Raw genomic sequence first — 24,066 nt, forward strand, 5'->3', positions numbered from 1 at the left:
TTCATTCGTTACATATTTACACTATAGTTAATGTTCTGATACATCAAAACTTCGTCTTTATCCGTGTTGTTGGAGTCATCATACACTATAGACGACGATAGAAGCAGTTTCCACTGCATTTCGGTTAAAAAAAATTAACACAATTTTTTAATGTTAGGGTTGCAATCTGATGAGGAGAGTGGTAATCTTGGTTTTGACCGAATGACCGAATTGTATTTCTGGTCATTTAAAGAGGACGATCAACGAAAACGAGGAGGGATATGATGGCTCCGATTGACAGGAGACAGCAGGTCATTCATGCAGCCGCGCAGTCTTTTGCCATGTTTGGATACAAGGCAACCACGATGGATCAGGTAGCGAAGATTGCGAATGTTGGCAAGGGAACGATCTACACGTTCTTTACGAATAAGGAACAATTGTTTGATCAGATTTTGGTGGAAGTAATCCAGGAAATGAAAAACATTGCTCATCGTGAAGTTCATCAGGAAAGTGCTTTTTTTGATAATCTGTTTCGTGTGCTTGATTCATTGCTAGAGTTTCGTCGTGATCACGATTTGCTGGTTAAATTGTCCCAGGAGCTTAAGGATTTTGGAACTCTTCAGGCCAAGGAAGGTTTGGAGAAAGTGGAGAAAGTTATCTCCGATTTTCTGGCACGGGAGCTTGAGAAGGCAAGAGACAACGGAGAGATTCGTGATTGTGATCCACAGGTAGTTTCCTTTATGATGATTCGTTTGTACATTGCCCTCACCTCAGACTGGAGCAAGCAACACGAGCCGCTGAGCAAAGAGGAAATCAAGAATTACTTTCGCCTTTTCTTAATGGAAGGAATTGCTGCAGCAACGTAACCCGAATTTATTATTACTATAATATGGGTTAGTCATACGATTGAAGGCAGTGAGGGCTTGTCGAGAGACAGGTTTGTTTTTTTGCTCTAAAGTGACCGTTTGAGGAAAGTAGTCACTTCGTGTTTCGGTAAATTTCCGAAACGCGTCAAATTAATTTCATTATGGTTATTCTGCTTAGGAAGCAGAGAGAACAAGGGGAGAAAATGACATGAAATCTTTATCCGTGTTTTTCAAGGATGTGGGATCGGCCGTGAGAAACCCGAAGGTGTTGATCCCCGTTATTGCAATTTTGTTTATACCGATTCTATATAGTGGTATCTATTTGGCTGCCTACTGGGACCCATATGGTCATGTCGATGAAATGCCGGTTGCGGTTGTTAACCTTGATAAAGGTGCAGAACTGGAAGGCAAATCATTGCATGTCGGTAGTGACCTCGTGGATGAACTGAAGAAAAATGCAGATTTTAAATGGGATTTTGTCAGTGCCATCCAAGCCAAAGAAGGCATGGAAAACGACAAGTATTATATGCAAATTACGATCCCGGAAAACTTTTCATCCCAGGCAACCACGTTGCTTGATGATAAGCCAGAACCGGCTGATCTGATCTACGAACCAAATGGAAATTACAGCTTTGTGGGTGCGCAGATTGGCAAAACGGCCATCAAAGATCTGAAAGCTAAAGTTTCGGCCAAAGTAACGGAATCCTATGCGGAGACCCTGCTCGACAAATTTTCCGAAGTATCGGACGGATTGGCTGAAGCTGGCGATGGCGCAGGAGACTTGAATACGGGCGCAGGCAAGCTGGATGATGGAGCTGTGAAGCTCAAGGATAATCTGGCGAAACTGGCATCCGGTACATTGGAACTTCAGGATGGCTTGTCTCCATTAAGTGATGGTGTCAATGCACTACACACGGGGGCAACCAAACTTGAAAGTGGTACATCGAATCTGGTATCCGGTTTGCAGCAGCTTCAAGCTGCGGCGACAAGCCAGCTTCAGAGCGGTGCAGACCAGTTGAAGGACGGCAGTGCCAAGCTGGAAACTGGACTTAAATCTTCCGTGGACGGAGCAGGCAAGCTGCAAGCGGGTCTGCAATCGTCAGAGCAAGGCAGTGCGAAGCTGTCTGAGGGTCTGCAAAGTGCAGTCCAAGGCAGTGGCACCTTGGCCACTGGCCTTCAATCGGCAGTAGATGGCAGCAGTAAGGTTGCTGACGGTGCTCAGGGCGTTGCTGATGGGTTGAAGCAGTTAGCTGCATCCAACCCTGAACTGGCAGCCAGTGAAGACGTACAGAAGCTGCTGGCAGCCAGTGCAGCGGTCGCTGAAGGCAGTAAGCAACTGCATGAGAGCGAACAGAAGCTTGCGCAAGGTGCAGATCAATTACACCAGGGCAATCAGCAACTGGCAGCAGGTGCGTCCGAGCTGCATGGAGGCCAAGAGCAGCTTCTGACAGGTGCGAACCAGTTGGTGGATGGTCAGCAGCAATTGCTGGCGGGCGCTGGACAGCTTAGCCAAGGCGGAGCGAAACTCTCCGATGGTCTGAAGCAATTTAGCGGCAAGCTGGGCGAGGCTGCAAGTGGCGGCACATTGCTGGCAGATGGAGCCAAGCAACTGGGGTCCGGAACTACAGCCCTGCAAACGGGTGTGGGTAAACTGAGCGGTGGTGTGAGTTCGCTAACGGACGGCTCCAAACAACTCGGTGACGGAGCAGGCAAGCTGGCAGACGGTTTAACTGAGCTGAAAGACGGCTCAAGCGAACTGGCTACCAAGCTGAACGATGCGGCTCAGAAAACATCAGAAGTCAAGAAAACGGACGATGTGGTGAATATGTTCGCTGAACCTGTGAATACGTCCGAGAACACAACAGAGAACGTGAGCAATTATGGTACAGGGTTGACGCCGTTCTTCCTGTCCATCGGTTTGTTTGTTGGATCGCTGATTTCAACGATTGTTTTGAAAATGCGGGAAACTTCCGTACCGGGTGCAACAGGTTGGAACCGTTTTGTCAGCCGTACACTCGTATTCGGTTTTGTGAGCATTATCCAATCCGTGATCGTGGCAAGCTTCATGCTGTACGGTCTTGGACTGGAAACACACAGCGTACCGCTGTTCTATCTGTTCACGATCTTTACGGGACTGACCTTTATGTTTATTGTTCAAGCCCTCGTAACTTGGCTTGACTTGCCAGGGCGTTATGTTGTCATTCTGTTATTGGTCTTCCAGCTTGCAGCAAGTGCGGGAACCTTCCCGGTAGAGCTGATTCCGTCGTGGCTTCAGGCATTTAGCCCTTGGCTGCCAATGACGCACAGCATCATGGGCTTCAAAGCAGTTGTATCCAGTGGTAATTTCGATGTGATGTGGCATCAGGTCGGTATTCTGGCAATCTATGCAGGTATATCTGTGTTGCTGACCTTGGCTTTCTTCCTTTGGAGCGGCAGACGTCGCAAAAAAGAAGCCGAAGTGAATGAATCCGGTCAAGTGGTGACGGCATAAGCCGAATTAAACCGGAATAGGACAGAATAGTGAAAATAAACTTTGAACTCAAGTATCAAAATTATGCAATATAGTAGTCAAATAGTGCAAAGAGTCTGCGACCCGAAAATGGGCTGCAGACTCTTTTTGTATACAAATGCATAAGGATGAAGATATTCGCAGGATCATGGCAAGAGAAATTGGCCCAACTATGGTTAAACACAGGCCACATATGGAATGATTTTCTTTTGTCAGCAATTAAAATTAGTTGTACTCTGACATAAAATGTGTATAATTATTCGAAAAAGAGATGAATTTTAGCATCAGTACACTAAAGCTGTACTGCAAAACATTTCTTATCAGAGGTATTAAAAAGTTTAAATTGCGCTGATGTTAGGTCGGTGTTAAAATAATAGAACTATATCAAAAAACGTCGCTCCATATCAGCGGCCGTGCCAGCGGTTGCGTGTTGTTATACCAAGCTGTTTACCGGGTGATCCGGACCAGCTCATCTCATGGATGGCCTCTGCCGCAATAGCAGCATTTATAAGATTGACAGCCCTTATTGCTGTCGCCCTCGTTCATCCAGCAGGCAATTTTTCAGGTTGAAAATGCCCGCCCCTCCCGTTTTATTGTTGCTTGTTGCCTATGTTCTTGATCTTTCCGAAATACTTCACTATAGAAAGGTTGCGTTCCATGAGACACATCGGATTACCTCCTAAACAGGGTCTGTACGACCCACAGTTCGAAAAAGACGCATGCGGAATGGGTTTTGTTGCCAACATCAAAGGAGTACCTTCACACGACATCGTTAGTCAGGCACTGACCATGCTCAGTAACATGGAACACCGCGGAGGACAGGGCAGTGAGCCGAATTCCGGTGACGGAGCCGGTATCTTGATCCAGATTCCACATCGCTATTTTGCACAGGAAGCGGACCGTCTTGGTTTTGCATTACCTGAACAGGGCTTTTACGGCGTAGGGATGCTGTTCCTTTCACAGGACCCTGTCATTCGGAGCGCGCATGAAGAGAGCCTTAAGAAGATCATCGAAGAAGAAGGCCAGACGTTCCTGGGTTTCCGGGATGTGCCTACGTTTGATGAGATGCTGGGACGTTCTGCGCTTGCAGCGAAGCCTTATGTGCGTCAGGTGTTCATTGGAAGATCGGCAGATGTTAAGGATGAATTGGGATTTGAACGGAAATTGTACGTCATTCGTAGACGTGCGGAGCTGGCTATTCGTTATTCGGCGGATGAAGCAGAAGGTGGTTCATTCTACCTGCCAAGCTTGTCCTGTCGCAAAATCGTCTACAAAGGCATGCTGACAACGGAACAGGTGGGACAGTTCTATCTGGATCTTCAGGAAGATCTCGTGGAATCAGCGATTGCGCTTGTTCACTCCCGTTTCAGTACGAATACATTCCCAAGCTGGGAACGTGCCCACCCGTATCGCTTCATGATCCACAACGGTGAGATCAATACGATGCGTGGTAACGTGAACTGGATGCATGCCCGGCAGTCGCTGTTTGAGAGCGAATTGTTCGGTAACGACATCTCGAAAGTAAAACCGGTTATCAATCCGGATGGTTCGGATACGGCCATGTTTGATAACACACTGGAGTTCCTGTATTTGAGCGGCCGTTCATTGCCACACGTGGCCATGATGATGGTTCCTGAGCCTTGGAGTACAGATGAGGGAATGGACCCTGCCAAGAAGGCATTCTATGAATATCACAGCACGATGATGGAGCCGTGGGATGGACCGGCAGCAATGGCCTTTACCGACGGTTTACAGATTGGTGCAACTCTTGACCGTAATGGTCTCCGTCCTGCACGTTACTATGTAACGAAAGACGACCGCATTATTTTGTCCTCTGAGGTTGGGGTACTTGATATCGCTCCTGAAGAAATTCTTTACAAAGATCGTCTGCGTCCTGGACGTATGCTGCTTGTCGATACACAACAAGGACGTATAATTGCGGATGAGGAAGTGAAAGCTCTCATTGCGGCCGAGAATCCGTATCAGGATTGGCTCGATGAGCATCTGATGGATCTGAATGAGTTGCCGGATGCACCGGAACTGCCTGATCCAAAACATGATAACGTGACCCAGCTTCAGCTGGCGTATGGATATACATTTGAAGAGTTGCGCAAAGTGTTGGAGCCAATGGCTTCAACAGGTATGGAAGCTACAGGCTCCATGGGTTATGATGCACCACTGGCGGTTCTATCGGATCGTCCGCAGCGTCTGTATAACTATTTTAAACAAATGTTTGCACAAGTTACCAATCCACCGATCGACGCAATTCGTGAAGAGATTGTAACGTCTACAGCAACTACGATCGGACCTGAGCGTAACCTGCTGAATCCTGAACCGGAGAGCTGTCGTCAGATTCGTTTGGATACACCGGTACTTTCTAATGAAGATTTTGCGAAGATTCGCCATGTTCGTCGTCCGGGCTTCCGTTCCATGACGATTCCGATCTTCTTTACAGCAAAAGAGGGCGCAGAAGGACTTCGCAAAGCGATGGAACTGCTCTTCGAAGCTTCAGACCGTGTCATTGACAAAGGTCACAACATTTTGATCCTGTCTGACCGTGGTGTGGACGCCGAGAATGCGGCTATTCCAGCATTGCTGGCTGTAGCAGGTTTGCATCATCATCTGATTCGTAAAGGAACCAGAACCAAAGTCAGCATTTTGCTGGAATCGGCAGAGCCGCGTGATATTCATCACTATGCCTTGTTGCTTGGTTACGGCGTAAGTGCGGTGAACCCATATCTGGCGTTTGAAACGCTGGATGACATGATTCAGCAAGGGCTGCTGCGTGGCATCTCACATGAGAAAGCCGTGAAGAACTACATTAAAGCCGCTACCAAAGGCGTTATTAAAATATTGTCCAAAATGGGAATTTCGACGATTCAATCCTATCGTGGGGCCCAAATTTTCGAAGCGGTGGGTCTGAAATCGGACTTCGTTGATCGTTACTTTACGTGGACGCCTTCCCGAATTGGCGGGATTGGCCTGGAAGAAGTGGCTGCCGAAGCATTGACTCATCACAACCGTGCCTTTACGGACAAAGATGGCAATGACAAAGTGCTTGATTCCGGCGGGGAATACCAATGGCGTAACGACGGAGAAGAGCATCTGTTCAATCCGCAAACGATCCATACGCTGCAGCATGCAGTACGCACTGGTGATTACAAACTGTATAAAAAGTATTCCAAACTCGTGCAAGGCGAAAATGATCAGTTGCTGACCATTCGCTCCATGCTGAGACTGAAACCAGTCGGTCCTGCGATTCCTTTGGAAGAAGTAGAGTCCGTCGAAGATATTATGCGCCGATTCAAAACAGGGGCAATGTCCTTCGGTTCAATCAGCAAAGAGGCACACGAAGATCTTGCTATTGCGATGAACCGTGTTGGTGGTAAATCCAATACAGGTGAAGGCGGCGAAGATCCGGCTCGCTTCATTAAAGATAGTAACGGTGATTCTCGCCGCAGTGCGATCAAACAGGTGGCATCCGGACGTTTTGGTGTAACATCCAACTATCTGGTTAATGCCGACGAGATTCAGATCAAGATGGCACAGGGAGCAAAACCGGGTGAAGGTGGACAGTTGCCTGGACGTAAGGTGTACCCTTGGGTTGCTGAGGTTCGTGGATCAACACCGGGTGTAGGTCTGATCTCTCCGCCACCGCATCATGATATCTACTCGATTGAGGATCTGGCCGAGTTGATCTATGACTTGAAAAATGCCAATCCACGTGCAGAGATCAACGTTAAATTGGTATCCGAAGTCGGCGTTGGAACGATTGCTGCTGGTGTTGCTAAAGGTCGTGCCGACATAATCCTCGTCAGCGGTTATGACGGTGGAACTGGGGCTTCTCCACAGGGTTCGATTCGCCACGCGGGTATGCCTTGGGAGCTGGGACTTGCAGAAACGCATCAAACGTTGATGCTGAACAATCTGCGTGACCGTGTCGTACTGGAAACAGACGGAAAAATGCTGAATGGTCGTGACTTGGCCATCGCTGCTTTGCTGGGAGCTGAAGAGTATGGATTCTCTACAGCACCACTCGTTGCACTTGGCTGTATCATGATGCGTGTCTGCCAGATGGATACATGTCCGGTAGGTGTAGCAACACAAAACCCTGAATTGCGTAAAAATTACACGGGAGATCCTGCTCATGTCGTTAACTTCATGCGTTTTGTCGCTGAAGACGTTCGCGAAATCATGGCTGATCTTGGCTTCCGTACCATTCAGGAAATGGTAGGTCGTACCGATTGCCTCGAAACGGTAGAGGCTGTAGACCACTGGAAGAAAAAAGGTGTAGATCTGTCGGTATTGTTGCATGTGCCTGAAATGCCAGAAGGCTCTGCACGTTACCGTACACAGCATCAAAACCACCAATTGGAAGAGACGCTGGATATGCAGCAGTTGCTGCCATTGGCGCAACCTGCGCTTGAATCCGGTCAACCGGTTGAAGCGGTGCTTCCAATTACCAATGTAAACCGTGCAGTAGGTACCATTTTGGGTAGTGAAATTACGCGCAAATATGGAATAGCAGGATTGCCTGAAGATACGGTTCAATTCAAATTTGTCGGGTCCGCTGGACAAAGCTTCGGGGCCTTTGTACCTAGAGGTATTACATTGACCGTTGAAGGGGATTCCAATGACTATGTAGGTAAAGGGTTGTCCGGAGGTAAACTGATCGTCATGCCTTCACCGAAAGCCACATTTGATGCCGAAGATAACATCATCATTGGTAACACGGCTCTATACGGTGCAACCAGTGGTGAGGCGTATATTCGTGGTATTGCGGGAGAGCGGTTCGCTGTGCGGAACTCGGGTGCCAAAGTGGTTGTTGAAGGTGTAGGCGACCATGGTTGTGAGTACATGACGGGGGGACGTGTCGTCGTTCTGGGTGATACAGGTCGTAACTTCGCAGCCGGGATGTCCGGAGGTATCGCTTATGTGTATGATCCGAAAGGCACATTCCTGAAACGTTGTAATCTGGAAATGGTACTTTTGGAGCGTATCGAAGATGTCTCTGAGAGTGCTGATCTGCGAGGCATGATTCAGCGTCACGTTGCGAACACAGGCAGTGAGGCGGGGCAGCGCATTCTGGATAACTGGCAGCAATCTTTAGATCAATTTGTTCGGGTTATTCCAAAGGACTTCAAACGAATGACTGAGCAAATCGAACGGATTCAGGCAACGGGCCTGACCGGAGAGGCTGCTTTGCTGGCTGCATTTGAAGCAAACATGCGTGAACTCGCACGTGCAGGAGGTTGATTCACCATCCCTGTTTGAATGCATGAACAGGTTGTCTTAAGAATTATAGGAGCTTTATGGCTGCCAAACCGGCGCCGTAGAGCTCCTATTTGGTTTTCGACAAAATTAGAACCTAGACAAAAAACGCTATCGCCATGAGACGACAACATTGAGGAACTTTCTCAAGTATAATAAGGCTAGTTTTGGAGTGCAGGGAAAGTATAAAGATAAGAGAGGTTAGCGGAATGAATATGAAGCAACCAAGCAGGGGCGACCGTAAGCCGAAAGGTAAACCAGTCGAAGCTACCCAGATGGACATCATGAAAGTTTTACTACAATGCGGAATCGACCCGGAGCGTTGGAACCATTTCGTATCCTCCGACAACAACAAGCGCGCTTGACAACACATCGACAAGCCTAGAATAGATGGAGGGAAATCAAGACATAAAAAAGCCCAGCAACCGGAGAATGGTATTTCTCGGTACTGGGTCTTCTTTGCGGATTTAATCCATACTACGTTCCATACGGACAAAAGCAATAAAACGACGTGCCTCTTCTTCTGTTAAGGGTTTGCCATCAATCATCAGGCCGAAGCGTTCCAGCACTTCCTTATCCGATAATTCGAGGGCGTCCACGAACTCCCTTACATCCTCATCCATTACGACATCACTTTGTTTCGTCCGTCCAATGAGATAATCAATGGATACGCCAAAGATGTCAGCAAGTCTCGTTAACACTTCGAAATCCGGTTTGCGTCGGTTTTTCTCGTAGTGGGAGAGAGCAGCTCTTGTAATATGAATGGAGCTCGCAAGTTCTTCTTGAGTAAGTCCCCGCTGTTCCCTTAATTCAGCAATGCGATTTCCGTAGCTCATATGCTATTTCCCCCTGAACGCCATCAAATATATATTAGAACAATCCTGAGCCAAGTGTTTGATCAGGGCAGCTTTCCTGCATCATCGTAACGCCTTAGTAGTCCTATTTGAATATAGGTCTGTCTAAGGACATCTCATATTGTCGTAAATCAAAAGAACCATGTCCAAATACTGCTTGACATGATACAAATTGTATCGTAAATTGGACGTATGGAGTTACAAAATGTATCATTTGGGATATTTTAAGTATGACCACGTTGCCTAGCCAATATACCTGTGAGAAGGAGTATAGGCAACTCTTGTAAGCTAATCCATTCTAAAGGAATGAAGCCATGAATTCAATGATTCAGGAATGGGCGGATCTCAAGTTAAATGTCCATATGTACATTCAGGAGTTTCATGGCAAATTGGTAGACCGCAAAAGACGCCCCGTTCTGTTGCTTGGTATGGACACACGAGCGATCACCTTCCTGAGCGACCTGGACTTGCCAATCTCATCAGAGATGCTGATTGGTTTGGATGTAGAAGATAGCCATGTATGTGTACGACTCCACGCAAGGTTGCAATGGAAACAGCCCTTCGGTGAGCTCACATTGTATCATTCAAGCTTGCATATTCAGCAAGAGCAGACACTATATATAACGGGACAGTTAAATACAATGATTCGAGAAGTTCAGTTTCCGACCGTTTCCCGGTTTCAGTATGAGAAGGCATCGGAACAACCTAACTTGCAGGAAACCTATCATTACATTGATTTTACCATATGAGTTGAACACATTCTAAACATATTCTGAACAAGCATGTACTTAACGCCATTTTACTATATTTCATAGCGTTATGCATTAGTTCTTTAACACCAAAAGCATTTGCGCAATGAATAAAGGGGCGAGGGGGATCATACTATTTCAGGAAGTTTGGATATGGTTGAAATGCACTGCCACATTTTATCCGGTCTGGATGATGGCCCTGTTCGAATGGAGCAGTCCGTTGCGATGGCTGAGAAGGCGGCAGCCTCAGGAATTACCTCGATCATTGCTACTCCGCATCACCTGAACGGGCAGTACAACAATCAACCCAACGTGGTCAATCAGGCAGTGGACCTGCTACAAGCAGAACTTCGCAAACGCAATATTCGCTTGGAGATCCGTCCCGGACAGGAGATCAGGGTACATGACAACCTGATTGCAGACTTATACGCAGGAAAGTGCTGCACACTCGCCGGGAGTCGTTACATGTTGCTGGAATTGCCCTTTGGTCATATCCCCTCGCAGTTCCCCGGGATACTCCAAGAACTTAAGTTGGCGGGGATCATTCCAATTATTGCTCATCCCGAACGAAATCGTCCAATCCAGAACAATCCCGATTTATTGGTTGAATATGTTGGGCAAGGTGCTCTATGTCAAATCACGGCTCAATCGGTCATAGGACTTTTCGGACGAAAAGTTCAGAGATGGTGTTTTCATTTTTGCAAAGAAAACGGATTTCATTTCATTTCATCAGATGCCCATGATATGGAAAAAAGAACATTTTCAATGAAAGCCGCTTACCGTTTGCTTGAACGCCGATTTGGAAATCAACTGGTTCAAAGTTTGCAAAATAATGCTTGGTCGGTATGGAACAATCAAATCATAGAGCCGGAAAAACCCGTAATGATGAAGCGTAAATTGTTGTTCTGGTAACTGGATGAAAATATATAAGACACCGTTCTTCATCATAATTGCTGATTTAAATGGGAGGAATACGAGATGGAGTTAAAAGAGTATATGCAAATTTTACGAAAACGAATTTGGATTATTGTTGCCTTTGTTGCGGTTGCTTGCATAGGGGCAGGTGTTAAAAATTATTTTTTGACTGTACCTTTATATGAGGCAAATGCCAAATTAATCGTGAACCAGGCATATAACGTTCAAGGTGTTCCAAGCCTTGATATTAGTTCGATTCAAACCAATATTAAAGTGATTAATTCCTATATCGAAATTATTAAATCTTCAGCAATTCTCGATAAAGTTGCTGCTACATATCCCGATCTAGATATGAGCGGGAATCAACTAGCACAGAGCATAAGGGTAACGACCGCGAACGAATCCCAGGTTATGAGTTTGACCGCCACCGGTTTATCTTCTGAAAAAGCAGCGAAAACAGTAAACGCCGTTGCCAAAGTGTTTAAATCCCAAATCCCCGTAATCATGAAAGTGGACAACGTAACCATTCTGAGTGAAGCCAAGCCTACGGATTCCTCTAAACCTATTAATGTAAATCCTGTTATAAACATTCTGATTAGTTTCCTTGTTGGTCTCTTACTATCTATAGGATTTATATTCCTGTTGGAATATCTGGATGATACCTTGAAGACGGAGGATGAATTGGAAAAAGAACTGGGTATCCCCACACTTGCTGTTATCTCCAGAATCAGAAAAGAGGAAGCTCGTTTATCCAAGCAATCAACAACATCTCAAAAACAGGTAGGTGATGGCCAGTATGCCACGGTTAACCAATGAGAAAGGGACCCTTGTAACAATGGCTAATCCTAAATCTACTTCATCTGAATCTTACCGGAAGTTAAGAACCAATATTCAATTTTCTTCTATTGATAGTCAGATTCAAACGATCATGATTGCTTCGGCGTTGTCCGGTGAAGGGAAAACGACAACAATCGGTAATCTGGCAGTTACATACGCGCAGGAAGGGAAGAAGGTCCTTCTGATGGATACCGATTTACGCAAACCTACGGTGCATCGCATGTTTAATGTTCCTAACCATGTGGGGCTAACGAGTGTTTTATCCAGCCAATATAAAGTTACGGAAGTACTTCGAGAAACCGGAGTGGAAGGGCTGCATGTTTTGTCTTCCGGCCCTATACCTCCTAATCCTTCAGAGATGATTGGATCTCGTAAAATGACGGCTTTGCTCCAGGATTTGAAAGAAGAATACGATGTGATTTTATTTGATACACCACCTGTTCTGGCGGTTACAGATGCTTTAATTATTAGTTCATTGTGTGATGGAGTAATTCTTGTTGTGAGCGCGGGCAAGGTGAAAAAAGATCTTGTCAAAAAGGCAAAAGCCCATCTTGAGCATGTGAACGCACGTATCCTTGGAGCCGTCTTGAATAATGTTCAGCTGCCCAAAAGTCGAAGTTCTTATTATGGTGGAAATGCATAACGAATGTGCGCATTAAACTAAAGATAATATCATCAAAGGTGATGTCTACTATACCTTTATCAAGGTAGGCACTCGGTCACACTGTGGGTAGTGTACCTTAGACGTATATCGTCAAGGGTGTGATGTGAGGATGGGTTTAATGCCCTTTTATGAAATTAAAAGTAAGAATTGCATCAATTTATTTCATGATTTCATGGATTTTAATAAATGATCCAACTCATGCTTTTAAACATAAAAAATAATAATGGATAGGGTGGTATTTATGACTAAAGTGAGGAAAGCAATCATTCCCGCAGCCGGATTGGGAACCCGATTTTTACCCGCTACAAAGGCAATGCCTAAAGAAATGCTCCCTATTGTGGATAAACCAACCATTCAATACATCGTTGAAGAAGCTGTAGCTTCCGGGATTGAGGACATTATTATTGTAACGGGCAAGGGAAAACGTGCGATTGAAGATCATTTTGACAGCGCGTTTGAACTGGAGCAAAATCTGCTCGAAAAAGGAAAGCTCAGCTTACTGGAAGAAGTCCGGAAGTCCTCCAACGTTGATATTCATTACATAAGGCAGAAGGAAGCGCTGGGACTCGGGCATGCTGTATGGTGTGCTCGAAACTTTATTGGAAATGAGCCATTTGCTGTATTGCTCGGCGATGATATTGTGGTTTCGGATGTGCCGTGCACGAAGCAACTCATTCAGCAATATGAGAAGGTCAACCAGTCTGTACTCGGAGTGAAAACAGTAAGTCCAAGTGAAACCTACCGCTATGGAATTATTGATCCCCTGCATACAGAGGGACGCTTGTCCTCTGTAAACAGTATGGTTGAAAAACCTCCATTGGGTACAGCACCTTCCAACTTGGCTATTATGGGCCGATATATTTTGACACCTAAGGTATTTGAGTATCTGGAAGAACAAAATGTGGGTGCAGGTGGTGAGATCCAGCTCACGGATGCGCTGCAAATGCTGAATCGGGATGAAGGAATTAGTGCTTATGATTTTGAAGGGTCCCGATTTGACGTCGGTGAGAAACTGGGCTATATCCTGACCACACTTGATTTTGCTCTCAAAAATAAAGAATTGCGTGCGCCGGTCCTAATGGCGATAGAAGAGATTTTAATGAAGGAACAATTGAATCAAATGCTTGTAGCAGGAGGGGATAGTCTGTGAAACTTTCAAGACCGGAATACTTTGGGAGTGGAGAAGCCCTGGTCAAGGATGGCACTTCGGCAGTATTGGAACAGCCTTACTCCCAGCGTGTTGGCGGATATGCTGACATAATAAAACCGTTTATCGATTTTATTATTGCGGCTGTGTTGTTGCTGATTACATCACCGGTCATGCTTGTTGCAGCAATTATGATTAAGCTTGATTCCAAAGGACCTGTAATATTCAGACAAGAACGTTACGGGAAAAACGGAGTTAAATTTAGTATTTATAAATTCAGAACGATGCGTACGGATGCGCCGAAATATGGCGTATCTCCAACGACAAGCGATGATCCGAGAATTACACGGCTGGGTAGATTACTTCGTAAAACTAGCCTGGATGAGCTGCCACAATTGCTTAATATTATCAAGGGTGACATGAGCTTTATAGGTCCCAGACCTGAAATGAAGCGAATCGTAGAAGAAAGCTACACGGATCTGGAGCGCAGACGTTTTCTGGTGAAACCAGGGATTACTGGATTATGGCAAGTAAGTGATGTTCGCAAGGAACCGATTCACCATAATCTGCAATATGATTTTCACTATATCTCCAACGTCTCTATGAAGATGGATATCATTATCATTTTTAAAACCGTTGGCGTTATGATCAAAAGTAATACATTTTAACCAACTCTTTAGATAATATGGAGCGTGATCGCATTGAAACATGTTGTAGTGACTGGCGCGGCGGGTTTTTTGGGCTCACATCTAGTCAAATCATTAATTGATCAAGGACATCAGGTTACCGGAATAGATAACCTTTCAACAGGCATATCTAAAAATCTGCAAGAGGTGGCTAACAGCCCCCTCTTTTTTTTCCGTGAAGCTGATGTTACGCTACCCGACTCACTGGATTTTCTGGTAGATCAGCCAGTGGATGAAGTCTATCATTTGGCTTCACCCGCTTCACCCAAGTTCTATCAGGCAGATTCGATCGGGACGATCTGGGTGAACACTCGAGGAACCTATCATTTGCTGGAGCTCGCTCGTACCAAAGGAGCAAAGTTCCTATATTCTAGTACGAGTGAAGCTTATGGAGATCCTGAAGTTCATCCACAGCCTGAAAGTTATCGAGGTAATGTGAACACTTGGGGACCAAGGGCCTGTTATGATGAGGCCAAGCGTTTGGGAGAAGTTTTTTGTTATGAATACTACACGAAACACAGTGTTCCCGTGAAGGTAGCGCGTATTTTTAATACGTATTCCTCAGGACTACGAAACGATGACGGTCGTGTCATTTCCAACTTTGTAACACAGGCACTGACGGGGCAGGATATCACGGTGTATGGTGACGGATCACAGACTCGCTCCTTCTGTTATGTGGATGATAACATTCGAGGACTACAGCAACTGATGGCAGTAGATAGAGCAAATGGAGAAATTATCAACATTGGAAATCCCACGGAATATAGCGTACTTGAAGTTGCTCGTTTGGTTAAAGAGCTTACGCAATCAGACAGCAATCTCGTTTTTTTACCTTTGCCAGAAGATGACCCTAAGGTTAGACGTCCGGTCATTGACAAGGCTCGAGAAATTTTAAATTGGGAACCTGAGATTGGCTTGGAAGAAGGATTACAACTTACGATCCACCATTACCGGGCGATGCTGCAGGAAACCTCATGAAGCTGAACAAAGTGAGTTGAGATAAGTGCATAAAATATTGATTGCCCACAGTTTATATCCACCGCATGTCATTGGTGGGGCTGAAATATCCACACAAATCCTTGCTCAGACTCTGGATCTAAGTTATGACGTAAAGGTCATTACGGTAGGGGGACACAAGGAGGGCGAAGTGCGGAAAGATTCCGTTAACGGAATTGAAATCTTGAGATTGCCGTTTAACAATCGTTACTGGATTGGTGATTCTTCGAGGCGAGTATCTACCTCTGACAAAGTGTTATGGCGAGTTCAGGACATATTCAACATCAGACAGTATCGGTATATTAAACGATATCTTGCGCTGACACGTCCGGTTGTAGTTCATACCCAGAATATCCCTGGTCTCAGCCTGGCGATCTGGAAAGCAGCGTTTGAACTGGAGATTCCAGTGGTGCATACACTTCGGGATTTCTCACTGATTGAGCCTATTCAAATATCAGCGTATTCCAGAGTGTACAGACAAATTTCGAAGAGATACAGCCGCATGATCTCATCGGTAATTGGCATATCGCAACATATCCTCAGGACGCATACAGCGATGGGGTTCTTCGAACACGCCTCTAAACATGTGATTCATAATATTGTAGAGAATAATGATAATGTTCAGGACTTGTATGCTGACAAGGAGGTTCGTCATGATCAGCCGCTGAACATAGGATATTTTGGACAATTAACCGAAGTAAAGGGTGTTCATTATTTGATTGATGCAGTGAAAAAATTAGATCAGAAGATTTTAGGAAAGTTGTTTATTCACGGAGATGGTCCGATGCTGCATCAATTGCAAGAACTGGCTGAGTCAGAACCGCGTATCATTTTTAAGGGCAAATTGGATAAATCACAAATCGCCCGGAGGATGGCAGGGATGGATTTGACCATCGTGCCTTCTACATGGGATGAACCTTTTGGTAGAGTGGTCATTGAGTCTTATCAGGTAGGTACACCCGTCTATGCTTCAAAGGTTGGAGGAATGCCGGAGATTTTGATGGATTCAGGGAGATTTACATTTGCAGCCCACAGTGCAGATGAGATTAGTAAGGCGATTCTCAACTATTATGAGTTGTCTGAATTGGAAAAAAATCAAATGAAGCTTCAATGCTTTGCACACAGTCAATCCTTTAATGAAGATTACCTTCTCAAGGAGCACGCCAACATCTATGAGAAGCTAATCAGGTGTGGAGGTTAACATGTACATGACTTCTTTGGATGCCAGAACCAGATCACATTCGTTTGCACAGATGAGATCCGAATCCCCGTCCTCATTGTTTACGGTGTCCATGCATTTTTTGCTTATCTATCTATCCATCTACGGTTTGATTTCAATTTATGTAGATAATATTGTGATTCGTTCTTTGAAAGACGTAGGTATGGTGTTCATTTCCATTTTTTCTTTTGCTAGAGTTTATCGTCATCAGGTTTCCTTCTTAAATCCGTTCCTGTTTATACTGGGATCCATTGTAGTGCTGGGAGCATTGAACGTATTGCTGGGTTCAAGTGTGGTTACGCTGATCTATGGTATCAAAATTACGTTTTTGCCTCTCGTGATGTTATTTACAGGCATGCTTATAGCTCAATATGATGGAATTTATGCATTTGCCAGAACTAACCTGATCATTTTTATGATGCTAATTGCGGGATGGTTAATTCAATACTCTTTGGGCATAGAAAAGCTAATCACCATGGGATTTGTATACGGAGTGAATATCAAAAACTATCTTGAGGGAGTACCACGCCTGTCTTCTATTACCTATTCACCTGATGGCTACGCTTACGCCCTTCTTATGACAGGTATAATTGCTGAACGAACCAGAGCTGCAGTGAACCATCGGAGTTTTCGAATATTGATCCAGCTGTTGACAATCAGCTTCTTGCTGTTATCTACCATTCGATCAGCACTGTTACTATGGTTCGTATATCAAGTAGGTATGTTTTTTCTGCATATTCGTAAATATACCAAAAAAAATACATTGATCTTAGGCGTTACTTTCATATTACTCCCAGCAGCAGTATTTTTCGGAGGAAAAATGCTGCAATCCAAAAATCTTCTTTCCAGTTCTTCCCTATTAGATCGATTGCAGTCATGGGGCAGCAATCTGACCTCTCCGTTCACGATGAATGGAATGATCGGTAATGGAATTGGCTCAGTAGGGGCTGCAAGCCGGAGAACACATATGATAGGACTAAACTCCAGTAATTTTGCGGTAGACAATCAGTACTTTTCCTTATACGAACAGACAGGTTGGATCGGAATCGTTTATTTTATCGCATTTTTTATGTGGATCGTTGTCTCGCTCGTGAAGAGAATGGATAAACTTCCTGATTCGAATTCTTTGCGTCTGCCTCAGGTAGGGCTCGCTCTTGGCGCAGGAGTGGCAGCCGCAAGTTTAACAACGAATGTACTTGAGTTGCTTCCTGCCAACGTTTTCTTCTGGATGTTCATTGGCATGGCTCTCTATCAGTATCGCGAAGCAGACGATATACATTACAAAGCGGGTGAGCTTAAATGAAAGTTTTGCATATAGGAGAATACGTTGTTGGCGGGGTAGCGACATATTTAAACGAGCTTGTTGCATACCAACGTCATATTTTTGATGTTTATTTGCTGATGAGCGACCATAATTCGGCTTCTGATTTTGATTTGGAGCCAGATCGCATTTTTCGTTACAAGTATAAACGGCACCCCAAGCACTTTTTTTCGGCCATGAGACAGATTCACCAAACCATACGACGCATTCAACCGGATATAATTCATGTTCACAGCTCATTTGCGGGTATGCTCGCAAGGGGCTTATTTTTTATAACGCCTCGAAAAGCGAGCGTGTTTTATTGCTCACATGGATGGTCCTTTCTAATGGATACTAAGCCTTTACATAAAAAGGCGTATTTCATGATCGAGAAAGTGCTGGAGTTCAAAACAGATTTTATCATCAATATTTCGAAGTATGAGTTGGAACAATCCGTTCGACTAGGAATGTCCCCTGCTAAATCGAGATTTGTATACAGTGGTCTGCGTGATCGGAAAAATATCCAACGACCAGATCATTCTCCACCAGTTGTTCAAGATGATTTGGATAAGACGAGTGTCATTCAGCTCTTATTCGTTGGCAGATATGATCGACAGAAGGGACTAGATATCCTTCTAGATGTCATGGGTAAATATCCTGAACTTCAGCAGTTAATCCGGCTATATGTCATCGGTGATAGTGTGCTGGAAAAGAATGAATGGAGCTTCCCTGAAAATGTTGTTCGGTTGGGTTGGGTGGACAATGCGGAAATTGATAACTATTACGAGCAATGCGATGCAATTATCATGCCATCAAGGTGGGAGGGATTACCCTTGGTAGCTCTGGAAGCTATGAAGAACCACAAGCCAGTGATCGCAAGCAATCGGGCCTCTTTGCCGGAGTTAGTCTCACATGGCATGAACGGATACATCTTTGATCTCAACCGACCCGAAGAGCTGAGAGAGATTCTTATGAGTCTGGATAAAATGACGCTGGCCGCCATGGGCGAAGTAGGTCATGGCATTTACAAGGAGAAGTTCAGCTCTGATCGAATGAATGAAGAGTTCGTTAGTCTCTATTATGAAGCGAGGAATATCGGGGTTGCCTTCCAGGGGGTTCATCCTGCTTCACGTTTGGAAATTTCAAAGAGAAATGGAGAATAACATGATCAGAATATATATTAATGCCCGCTTCCTAACTCAGACCGTTACCGGAGTACAGCGGTATGCAATTGAGCTTATAAAGGAAATAGACAAACTCATTGAGGCGGGAGAGGTGGATGGAACAAGATATGAGTTTTGTCTGCTTTCCCCCGCAAATGTTATCACTAAACTTGAATTAAAGCATATCCGTCACCAGGTGGTCGGCAGATTCAAGGGACATGTGTGGGAGCAGCTTGAGCTTCCGCTCTATGCGAGGAAAGGATTACTGATCAACCTTTGTAACACAGGCCCGGCGTTCAAACGAAATCAGGTCGTTACAATCCACGATGCATCCGTATTCAGTTATCCGAAGGCATTTTCTTTTGCTTTTCGTTCATGGTATCAGTTTTTGACCGTTAGGTTGGGGAAGATTTCCAAAAAGGTGATCACGGTATCCAATTTCTCCAAAGGAGAACTGATCCAACACTGCAAAATTGCCGCACAGAAAGTAACCGTCACTCATTTGGGCATTGATCATATTCATCATAGGCAAGCTGCTCAAGGAACGCTGGAGAAATACGGGATTAAATCACCGTACGTCCTGGCTGTCAGCACCATGAATCCATATAAGAACTTCAAGCTGATTTTAGAAATTTTGCCTGAGGTGAAGGCGCAAAATTTGAGTGTGGTCATTGTTGGTTCGAAAAACAGCAAGGTATTCAGCAATCACGCATTGAGCGAATCGGATGGCATAAATTGGGTGGGTTATGTGACGGACGAAGAGTTAAAAGCGTTGTACGAACATGCTGCTGGCTTCATTTTCCCGTCGTTGTATGAAGGATTTGGCTTGCCGCCGCTTGAGGCGATGGCGCTCGGGTGTCCGGTGATTGTATCTTCTCGAGGGTCCATTCCGGAAGTATGTGGGGAAGCTGGGCTTTACTTTGATCCTCATCATCCGCAGGAAGCCGCTTCACGCCTAGTCGAGATTATGTCTGACCCGGAGCTTGGCCAGAGATTGTCCATTCAGGGCAGAGAGCATTCGGCTTTTTTCTCCTGGAACAAATGTGCCAAGGATACAGTCAACGTAATCATGAGTACGGTGTAAGAAGGCTTTATGCGGTCTTTCAAGGGAGATAAAACCTATGAATAAGGTATTTGTTGCTATTGATTTCCCGCCCGAAAAAGGAGGGATTCATGATTACGCTTATGGACTTATATCACAGATTCCGGCAGAAGAGACTACGGTTCTAACGAATAAAATAAAGGATGTTGCAGCGTCAGAACAATTTGACCAGAAGACCGATTTCGAGATTATCCGGAAACGAATCTTTTGGAATTCCAATAAGCTCCTGCTCATCGTATCGCAGCTGATCCTATTCTTCCAGCTTATTATTCTGAAATGGCGCAAAAAGGCCGATGAAATACACTTTGTTAACATATTCCCAGTAGGCATCACAGGCCCGTTTATGAAAACTTTTTTTGGGGTTAAATATTTCCCTTATGTTCATGGCCTTGATGTTATGGGGATGGTGAACAGCAAGTTGTTTCCACTCTTGTTGTTCATTTTGAGGCGGTCTGAAAAGGTGATTGCCAATAGTCAGTATACCAAGTCAAAGTTGGTGGAGCTCGGTATTCCGGAGAGGCAGATTGTCATTATTCCACCGGGATTAAACGTAAGTAAACTAATCGGTGGTTCTGATTTCAATGAAAATATCAGGGATAAATATAATCTGCATGGCAAAAAAGTGATGATAACCGTCTCTCGTTTGGTTGAACGCAAGGGACATGATGTCACTCTTAAAGCTATTAGTCATCTGATCGAGCGGATTCCTAATCTGAAATATCTAATATGTGGAGATGGTCCACACAGAGGGGAATTGGAACGTCTGGTGAGGCAGTACGGGTTAGATTCTGTAGTCGTTTTTACAGGAGGCATCACTGACCATGAGCTACATCAGATATATGAATGTTCTGATCTTTTTGTCATGCCTAGCCGTGATATTAAGGAAAAAGGTGATGTAGAAGGTTTCGGAATCGTATTCCTTGAAGCCAATTACTACAGATTACCTGTGATTGCGGGCAACAGCGGTGGAATTCCTGACGCAGTAAAGGACGAGATAACGGGTTATCTTGTAAATCCTCTGGATGAAAAGGAAATCGCCAATCGTATCGAAGAATTGATTACGGATGAAGGACTGGCCAGAACGATGGGAAATAACGGTTATGACTGGGTTATTAATCATTGCTTATGGTCGCATCGCGGACAGCTGTTGAAGCAACTCATCTAATTGTATCCACAATCTTCATGTTCTAATCTAGGAGGATTAAGGATGAAAATATGTATTGTTACCCATAGGATTGTTAAAGGAGAAGGGCAAGGCAGAGTCAACTATGAAGTCGCAGTTGAAACCTTAAGGCAGGGCCATGAAGTTATTATGATTGCCAATGAGGTGGAGTCACAATTACTTGAGAATAAAAGCGCTACATGGATTAAGGTATTTCCTTCTCTCAAGTTACCGCAGCTATTGCGCTATCAAATCTTTGCCTTTAAGAGTGCGATTCATATTCGCAAGCTAAGAAAAGCAAAACAGGTTGATCTTGTCATGGTCAACGGTTTTATCACTTGGGCTAAAGGTGACATCAATGCTGTTCACTTTGTACACAGCACATGGATTAAATCCCCCGTACATAGTTTCCGCGTACACCGCTCTTGGAAACGTTGGTATTTTGGTCTTTACACTCTTGTTAATGCGTTTCTCGAACGGTACGCTTTTCGCAAAAGCGGTAAGATTATTGCTGTTTCCGAGAAAGTGAAGAATGAATTAATTAAATTGGGCATTAAGCATGATAAGGTGCAAGTCATTCATAATGGAGTGGATGTGCGTGAATTTTATCCCTGTGAAACTGGGAAGAAGAGCAAAATGGATATCAACCCCAGCCAGGTTGTAGGTCTTTTTGCTGGTGATATCAGTAGTCCAAGAAAAAACCTAGACACCGTGCTAAAGTCAATGGTATCCGTACCTGCGCTATCTCTTGTTGTAGCTGGTTCTACTAACAGAAGCATTTATCCTCAAATGGCCGAGGATCTGAATATTAAAGATCGGGTTCATTTTTTGGGTTTCCGCAAGGATATGGGACATATCATGCGCAATGTGGATCTGTTTATCTTCCCTTCACGTTATGAGGCTTGCAGTCTAGTTGTACTCGAAGCACTTGCATCAGGAATACCGGTCGTTATAACAGAGGAATCGGGCGTAACTGAAATTATACGGAGCTCAGGCGAAAATATGCCCTCAGGAATTGTCCTGACTGATCCAAACGATGCAGAGCAGTTAACTAATGTTCTCAATTCTCTTATTCTCAACGAGATGAAAATGGAAAAAATGGGTAAGAAATCTAGAGAAATTGCATTGCAAAATGATTGGAAAATGATGTCCAGGAAATATTTAGACAGTTTTGAAGAGGTTCTGTATCAGAAAGAAAAGAAACGCTCCCTAAGAACACGGAGTTTAGAGGTTGAATCATAATTACGCCTGGCTAAACAGAGAGAGGTTAATCTTATGATGGAACTAGCTTCGAAAGGGAATATCAAACAGCGAAGTATATACACGTCCATATTAATGACCAGTTTCGCCAACATTTTGATAATGGGAATTACAACAGTGACATCTATTATTACTAGTCGAATGTTTGGAGCGGAAGGCAAGGGGGAACTGGCTGCGATTCTGTTTTGGCCAGGATTTCTTACCAATCTGGCAACGTTAGGCTTGCCAACGGCACTAATCTATCATATCAAAAAAAATAGTATTCAAATCCCTGTATATATGGGGATGGGATTTCTAGTGCAGATTCCAATCAGTATTATTCTAGGATTCATAAGTTGGTTTGGAGTATCAACATGGTTATCGAATTATCCTGATTCGGTTATTTCCATTGCGAGGGTATATATTACATCCCTTTCTCCCATTTTTCTGATCATTGGTGTATTAGCAGCGACGGCACAAGGTACAGAGAAGTTTCATATCTATAATTTCGCAAGGCTATTTGCCCCACTTATTAATTTCGTAGGCCTGGTTTTTTTATGGATTAGCGGAACCCTCTCATTGGAACGTGCTATTATTGTAAGTTTTATTTCCTACTTCATTGTACTAGGATTCTATGCGTACACACTTCGGATGCATATCTCAATACAGATATCCAAAGTTATGGGTCACATCAAATCCAGTTTGCACTTGTTTAGTTTTGCGGCAAGAGTAAGCGGAGTTGAGTTGCTCAACACACTTTATAATCAGTTTGATAAAATTATTATTTTAGCGTTGTTAACCCCCCGTGATTTTGGTCTGTATTCCGTCGTATACGCACTATCCCGTATGTTTAATGTATTCCAGACGGCTATAACGAACGTCATATTCCCAAAAGCTGCTGGATTGGAGCAAGAAAAAGTATTTGGTCTTGTGGGTAGATCGTTTAGAATCAGCATGATTTTTATGATGATCATTGTTGTGCCTAGTATGATCGTTGGTCGTTACTTTATAGGTTTATTATTTGGCGAAGAATTTTTGGATGCCAGCAGTGCTTTTTATCTTCTTTCATTGGAATGTGTTGTGGGCGGGGGAGCGAGCATACTGGCTTCTTCATTTAACGCTCTAGGACGGCCTGGAGTAATTCTGGTTGGACAGAGTTCTGCTGTTGTCATAACCATAACTTTATTTTTCCTTCTTACACCTCACTACGGATTACATGGAATTGCGCTTGCTCTGCTAACAGGTTCTGTTGTGCGGATTATGGTTTCTCTGATCTCATTAAAAAAAATATATAGTATTCCAATGAGACAAATGGTTTTTAACAAAGATGATGTTCATTTTTTGCTGAAACGCCTTAACCAGCAGAAATTTTTGAGGAGAGGTAGATGAGACAGAGTAAAAGCTCAAA

19 protein-coding genes are annotated in these 24,066 nt (G+C 44.3%); 18 read left to right on the plus strand and 1 reads right to left on the minus strand.

What is annotated here, in order from left to right:
• The first annotated feature begins 263 nt into the window (after window positions 1–263).
• From HP548_RS29695 to HP548_RS29710, 4 genes are all read left to right on the plus strand, one after another.
• Window positions 264–845, plus strand: coding sequence for a TetR/AcrR family transcriptional regulator (locus tag HP548_RS29695; RefSeq protein ID WP_076291486.1), 582 nt, complete (start codon window positions 264–266; stop codon window positions 843–845).
• 208 nt (window positions 846–1,053) lie between these two features.
• A complete protein-coding gene (locus HP548_RS29700) occupies window positions 1,054–3,336 on the plus strand; it encodes a YhgE/Pip family protein (RefSeq protein WP_175383679.1) in 2,283 nt (760 codons plus the stop codon).
• A 675-nt stretch (window positions 3,337–4,011) separates the two neighbouring features.
• The gene (gene gltB, locus HP548_RS29705; protein ID WP_175383680.1) at window positions 4,012–8,610 is read left to right on the plus strand and encodes a glutamate synthase large subunit; all 4,599 of its coding nucleotides are present in this window, start codon (window positions 4,012–4,014) and stop codon (window positions 8,608–8,610) included.
• A gap of 224 nt (window positions 8,611–8,834) precedes the next feature.
• The gene (locus HP548_RS29710) at window positions 8,835–8,990 is read left to right on the plus strand and encodes a hypothetical protein (RefSeq protein WP_175383681.1); all 156 of its coding nucleotides are present in this window, start codon (window positions 8,835–8,837) and stop codon (window positions 8,988–8,990) included.
• A 102-nt stretch (window positions 8,991–9,092) separates the two neighbouring features.
• On the opposite strand, the gene HP548_RS29715 is transcribed toward HP548_RS29710, so the two are convergent.
• Window positions 9,093–9,461 (minus strand): helix-turn-helix domain-containing protein, encoded by a 369-nt coding sequence (locus HP548_RS29715; protein WP_024632898.1) that lies wholly within the window; start codon window positions 9,459–9,461, stop codon window positions 9,093–9,095.
• Between the two features lie 332 nt (window positions 9,462–9,793).
• Between HP548_RS29715 and HP548_RS29720 the strand changes: the two genes are divergently transcribed.
• From HP548_RS29720 to HP548_RS29785, 14 genes are all read left to right on the plus strand, one after another.
• Window positions 9,794–10,228 (plus strand): hypothetical protein, encoded by a 435-nt coding sequence (locus tag HP548_RS29720; RefSeq protein WP_175383682.1) that lies wholly within the window; start codon window positions 9,794–9,796, stop codon window positions 10,226–10,228.
• Window positions 10,229–10,381: 153 nt separating this feature from the next.
• Window positions 10,382–11,140 (plus strand): tyrosine-protein phosphatase, encoded by a 759-nt coding sequence (locus tag HP548_RS29725; RefSeq protein WP_175383683.1) that lies wholly within the window; start codon window positions 10,382–10,384, stop codon window positions 11,138–11,140.
• Window positions 11,141–11,206: 66 nt separating this feature from the next.
• On the plus strand, window positions 11,207–11,959 hold the full coding sequence (locus tag HP548_RS29730) for a YveK family protein (RefSeq protein ID WP_099855813.1): 753 nt from the start codon (window positions 11,207–11,209) through the stop codon (window positions 11,957–11,959).
• Window positions 11,940–12,623: a CpsD/CapB family tyrosine-protein kinase gene (locus tag HP548_RS29735; protein ID WP_099855815.1), complete on the plus strand. Its 684-nt coding sequence runs from the start codon at window positions 11,940–11,942 to the stop codon at window positions 12,621–12,623. Before HP548_RS29730 ends, HP548_RS29735 begins: the two co-directional genes overlap by 20 nt.
• Window positions 12,624–12,885: 262 nt before the next feature.
• Entirely contained in the window at window positions 12,886–13,794 is a 909-nt protein-coding gene (gene galU / locus HP548_RS29740; RefSeq protein WP_079695397.1) for a UTP--glucose-1-phosphate uridylyltransferase GalU, read from the plus strand.
• On the plus strand, window positions 13,791–14,459 hold the full coding sequence (locus tag HP548_RS29745) for a sugar transferase (protein ID WP_217504861.1): 669 nt from the start codon (window positions 13,791–13,793) through the stop codon (window positions 14,457–14,459). Before galU ends, HP548_RS29745 begins: the two co-directional genes overlap by 4 nt.
• 33 nt (window positions 14,460–14,492) lie before the next feature.
• Window positions 14,493–15,455, plus strand: coding sequence for an NAD-dependent epimerase/dehydratase family protein (locus HP548_RS29750; RefSeq protein WP_175383684.1), 963 nt, complete (start codon window positions 14,493–14,495; stop codon window positions 15,453–15,455).
• Window positions 15,456–15,480: 25 nt separating this feature from the next.
• Window positions 15,481–16,674, plus strand: coding sequence for a glycosyltransferase (locus HP548_RS29755; RefSeq protein WP_175383685.1), 1,194 nt, complete (start codon window positions 15,481–15,483; stop codon window positions 16,672–16,674).
• A gap of 7 nt (window positions 16,675–16,681) precedes the next feature.
• Window positions 16,682–17,995, plus strand: a complete 1,314-nt coding sequence (locus HP548_RS29760) for a hypothetical protein (protein WP_125477269.1) — start codon at window positions 16,682–16,684, stop codon at window positions 17,993–17,995.
• Window positions 17,992–19,155 (plus strand): glycosyltransferase, encoded by a 1,164-nt coding sequence (locus tag HP548_RS29765; protein WP_175383686.1) that lies wholly within the window; start codon window positions 17,992–17,994, stop codon window positions 19,153–19,155. The genes HP548_RS29760 and HP548_RS29765 overlap by 4 nt, the downstream gene beginning before the upstream one ends.
• Window position 19,156: 1 nt before the next feature.
• On the plus strand, window positions 19,157–20,239 hold the full coding sequence (locus HP548_RS29770; RefSeq protein ID WP_175383687.1) for a glycosyltransferase family 4 protein: 1,083 nt from the start codon (window positions 19,157–19,159) through the stop codon (window positions 20,237–20,239).
• Between the two features lie 37 nt (window positions 20,240–20,276).
• A complete protein-coding gene (locus tag HP548_RS29775; protein ID WP_175383688.1) occupies window positions 20,277–21,422 on the plus strand; it encodes a glycosyltransferase family 4 protein in 1,146 nt (381 codons plus the stop codon).
• 42 nt (window positions 21,423–21,464) lie between these two features.
• On the plus strand, window positions 21,465–22,661 hold the full coding sequence (locus HP548_RS29780; RefSeq protein WP_099855830.1) for a glycosyltransferase family 4 protein: 1,197 nt from the start codon (window positions 21,465–21,467) through the stop codon (window positions 22,659–22,661).
• Between the two features lie 33 nt (window positions 22,662–22,694).
• Window positions 22,695–24,047, plus strand: a complete 1,353-nt coding sequence (locus tag HP548_RS29785) for a lipopolysaccharide biosynthesis protein (RefSeq protein ID WP_099855831.1) — start codon at window positions 22,695–22,697, stop codon at window positions 24,045–24,047.
• Window positions 24,048–24,066 lie beyond the last annotated feature (19 nt).

This window comes from Paenibacillus taichungensis, assembly GCF_013359905.1.
Lineage (GTDB): Bacteria > Bacillota > Bacilli > Paenibacillales > Paenibacillaceae > Paenibacillus > Paenibacillus taichungensis.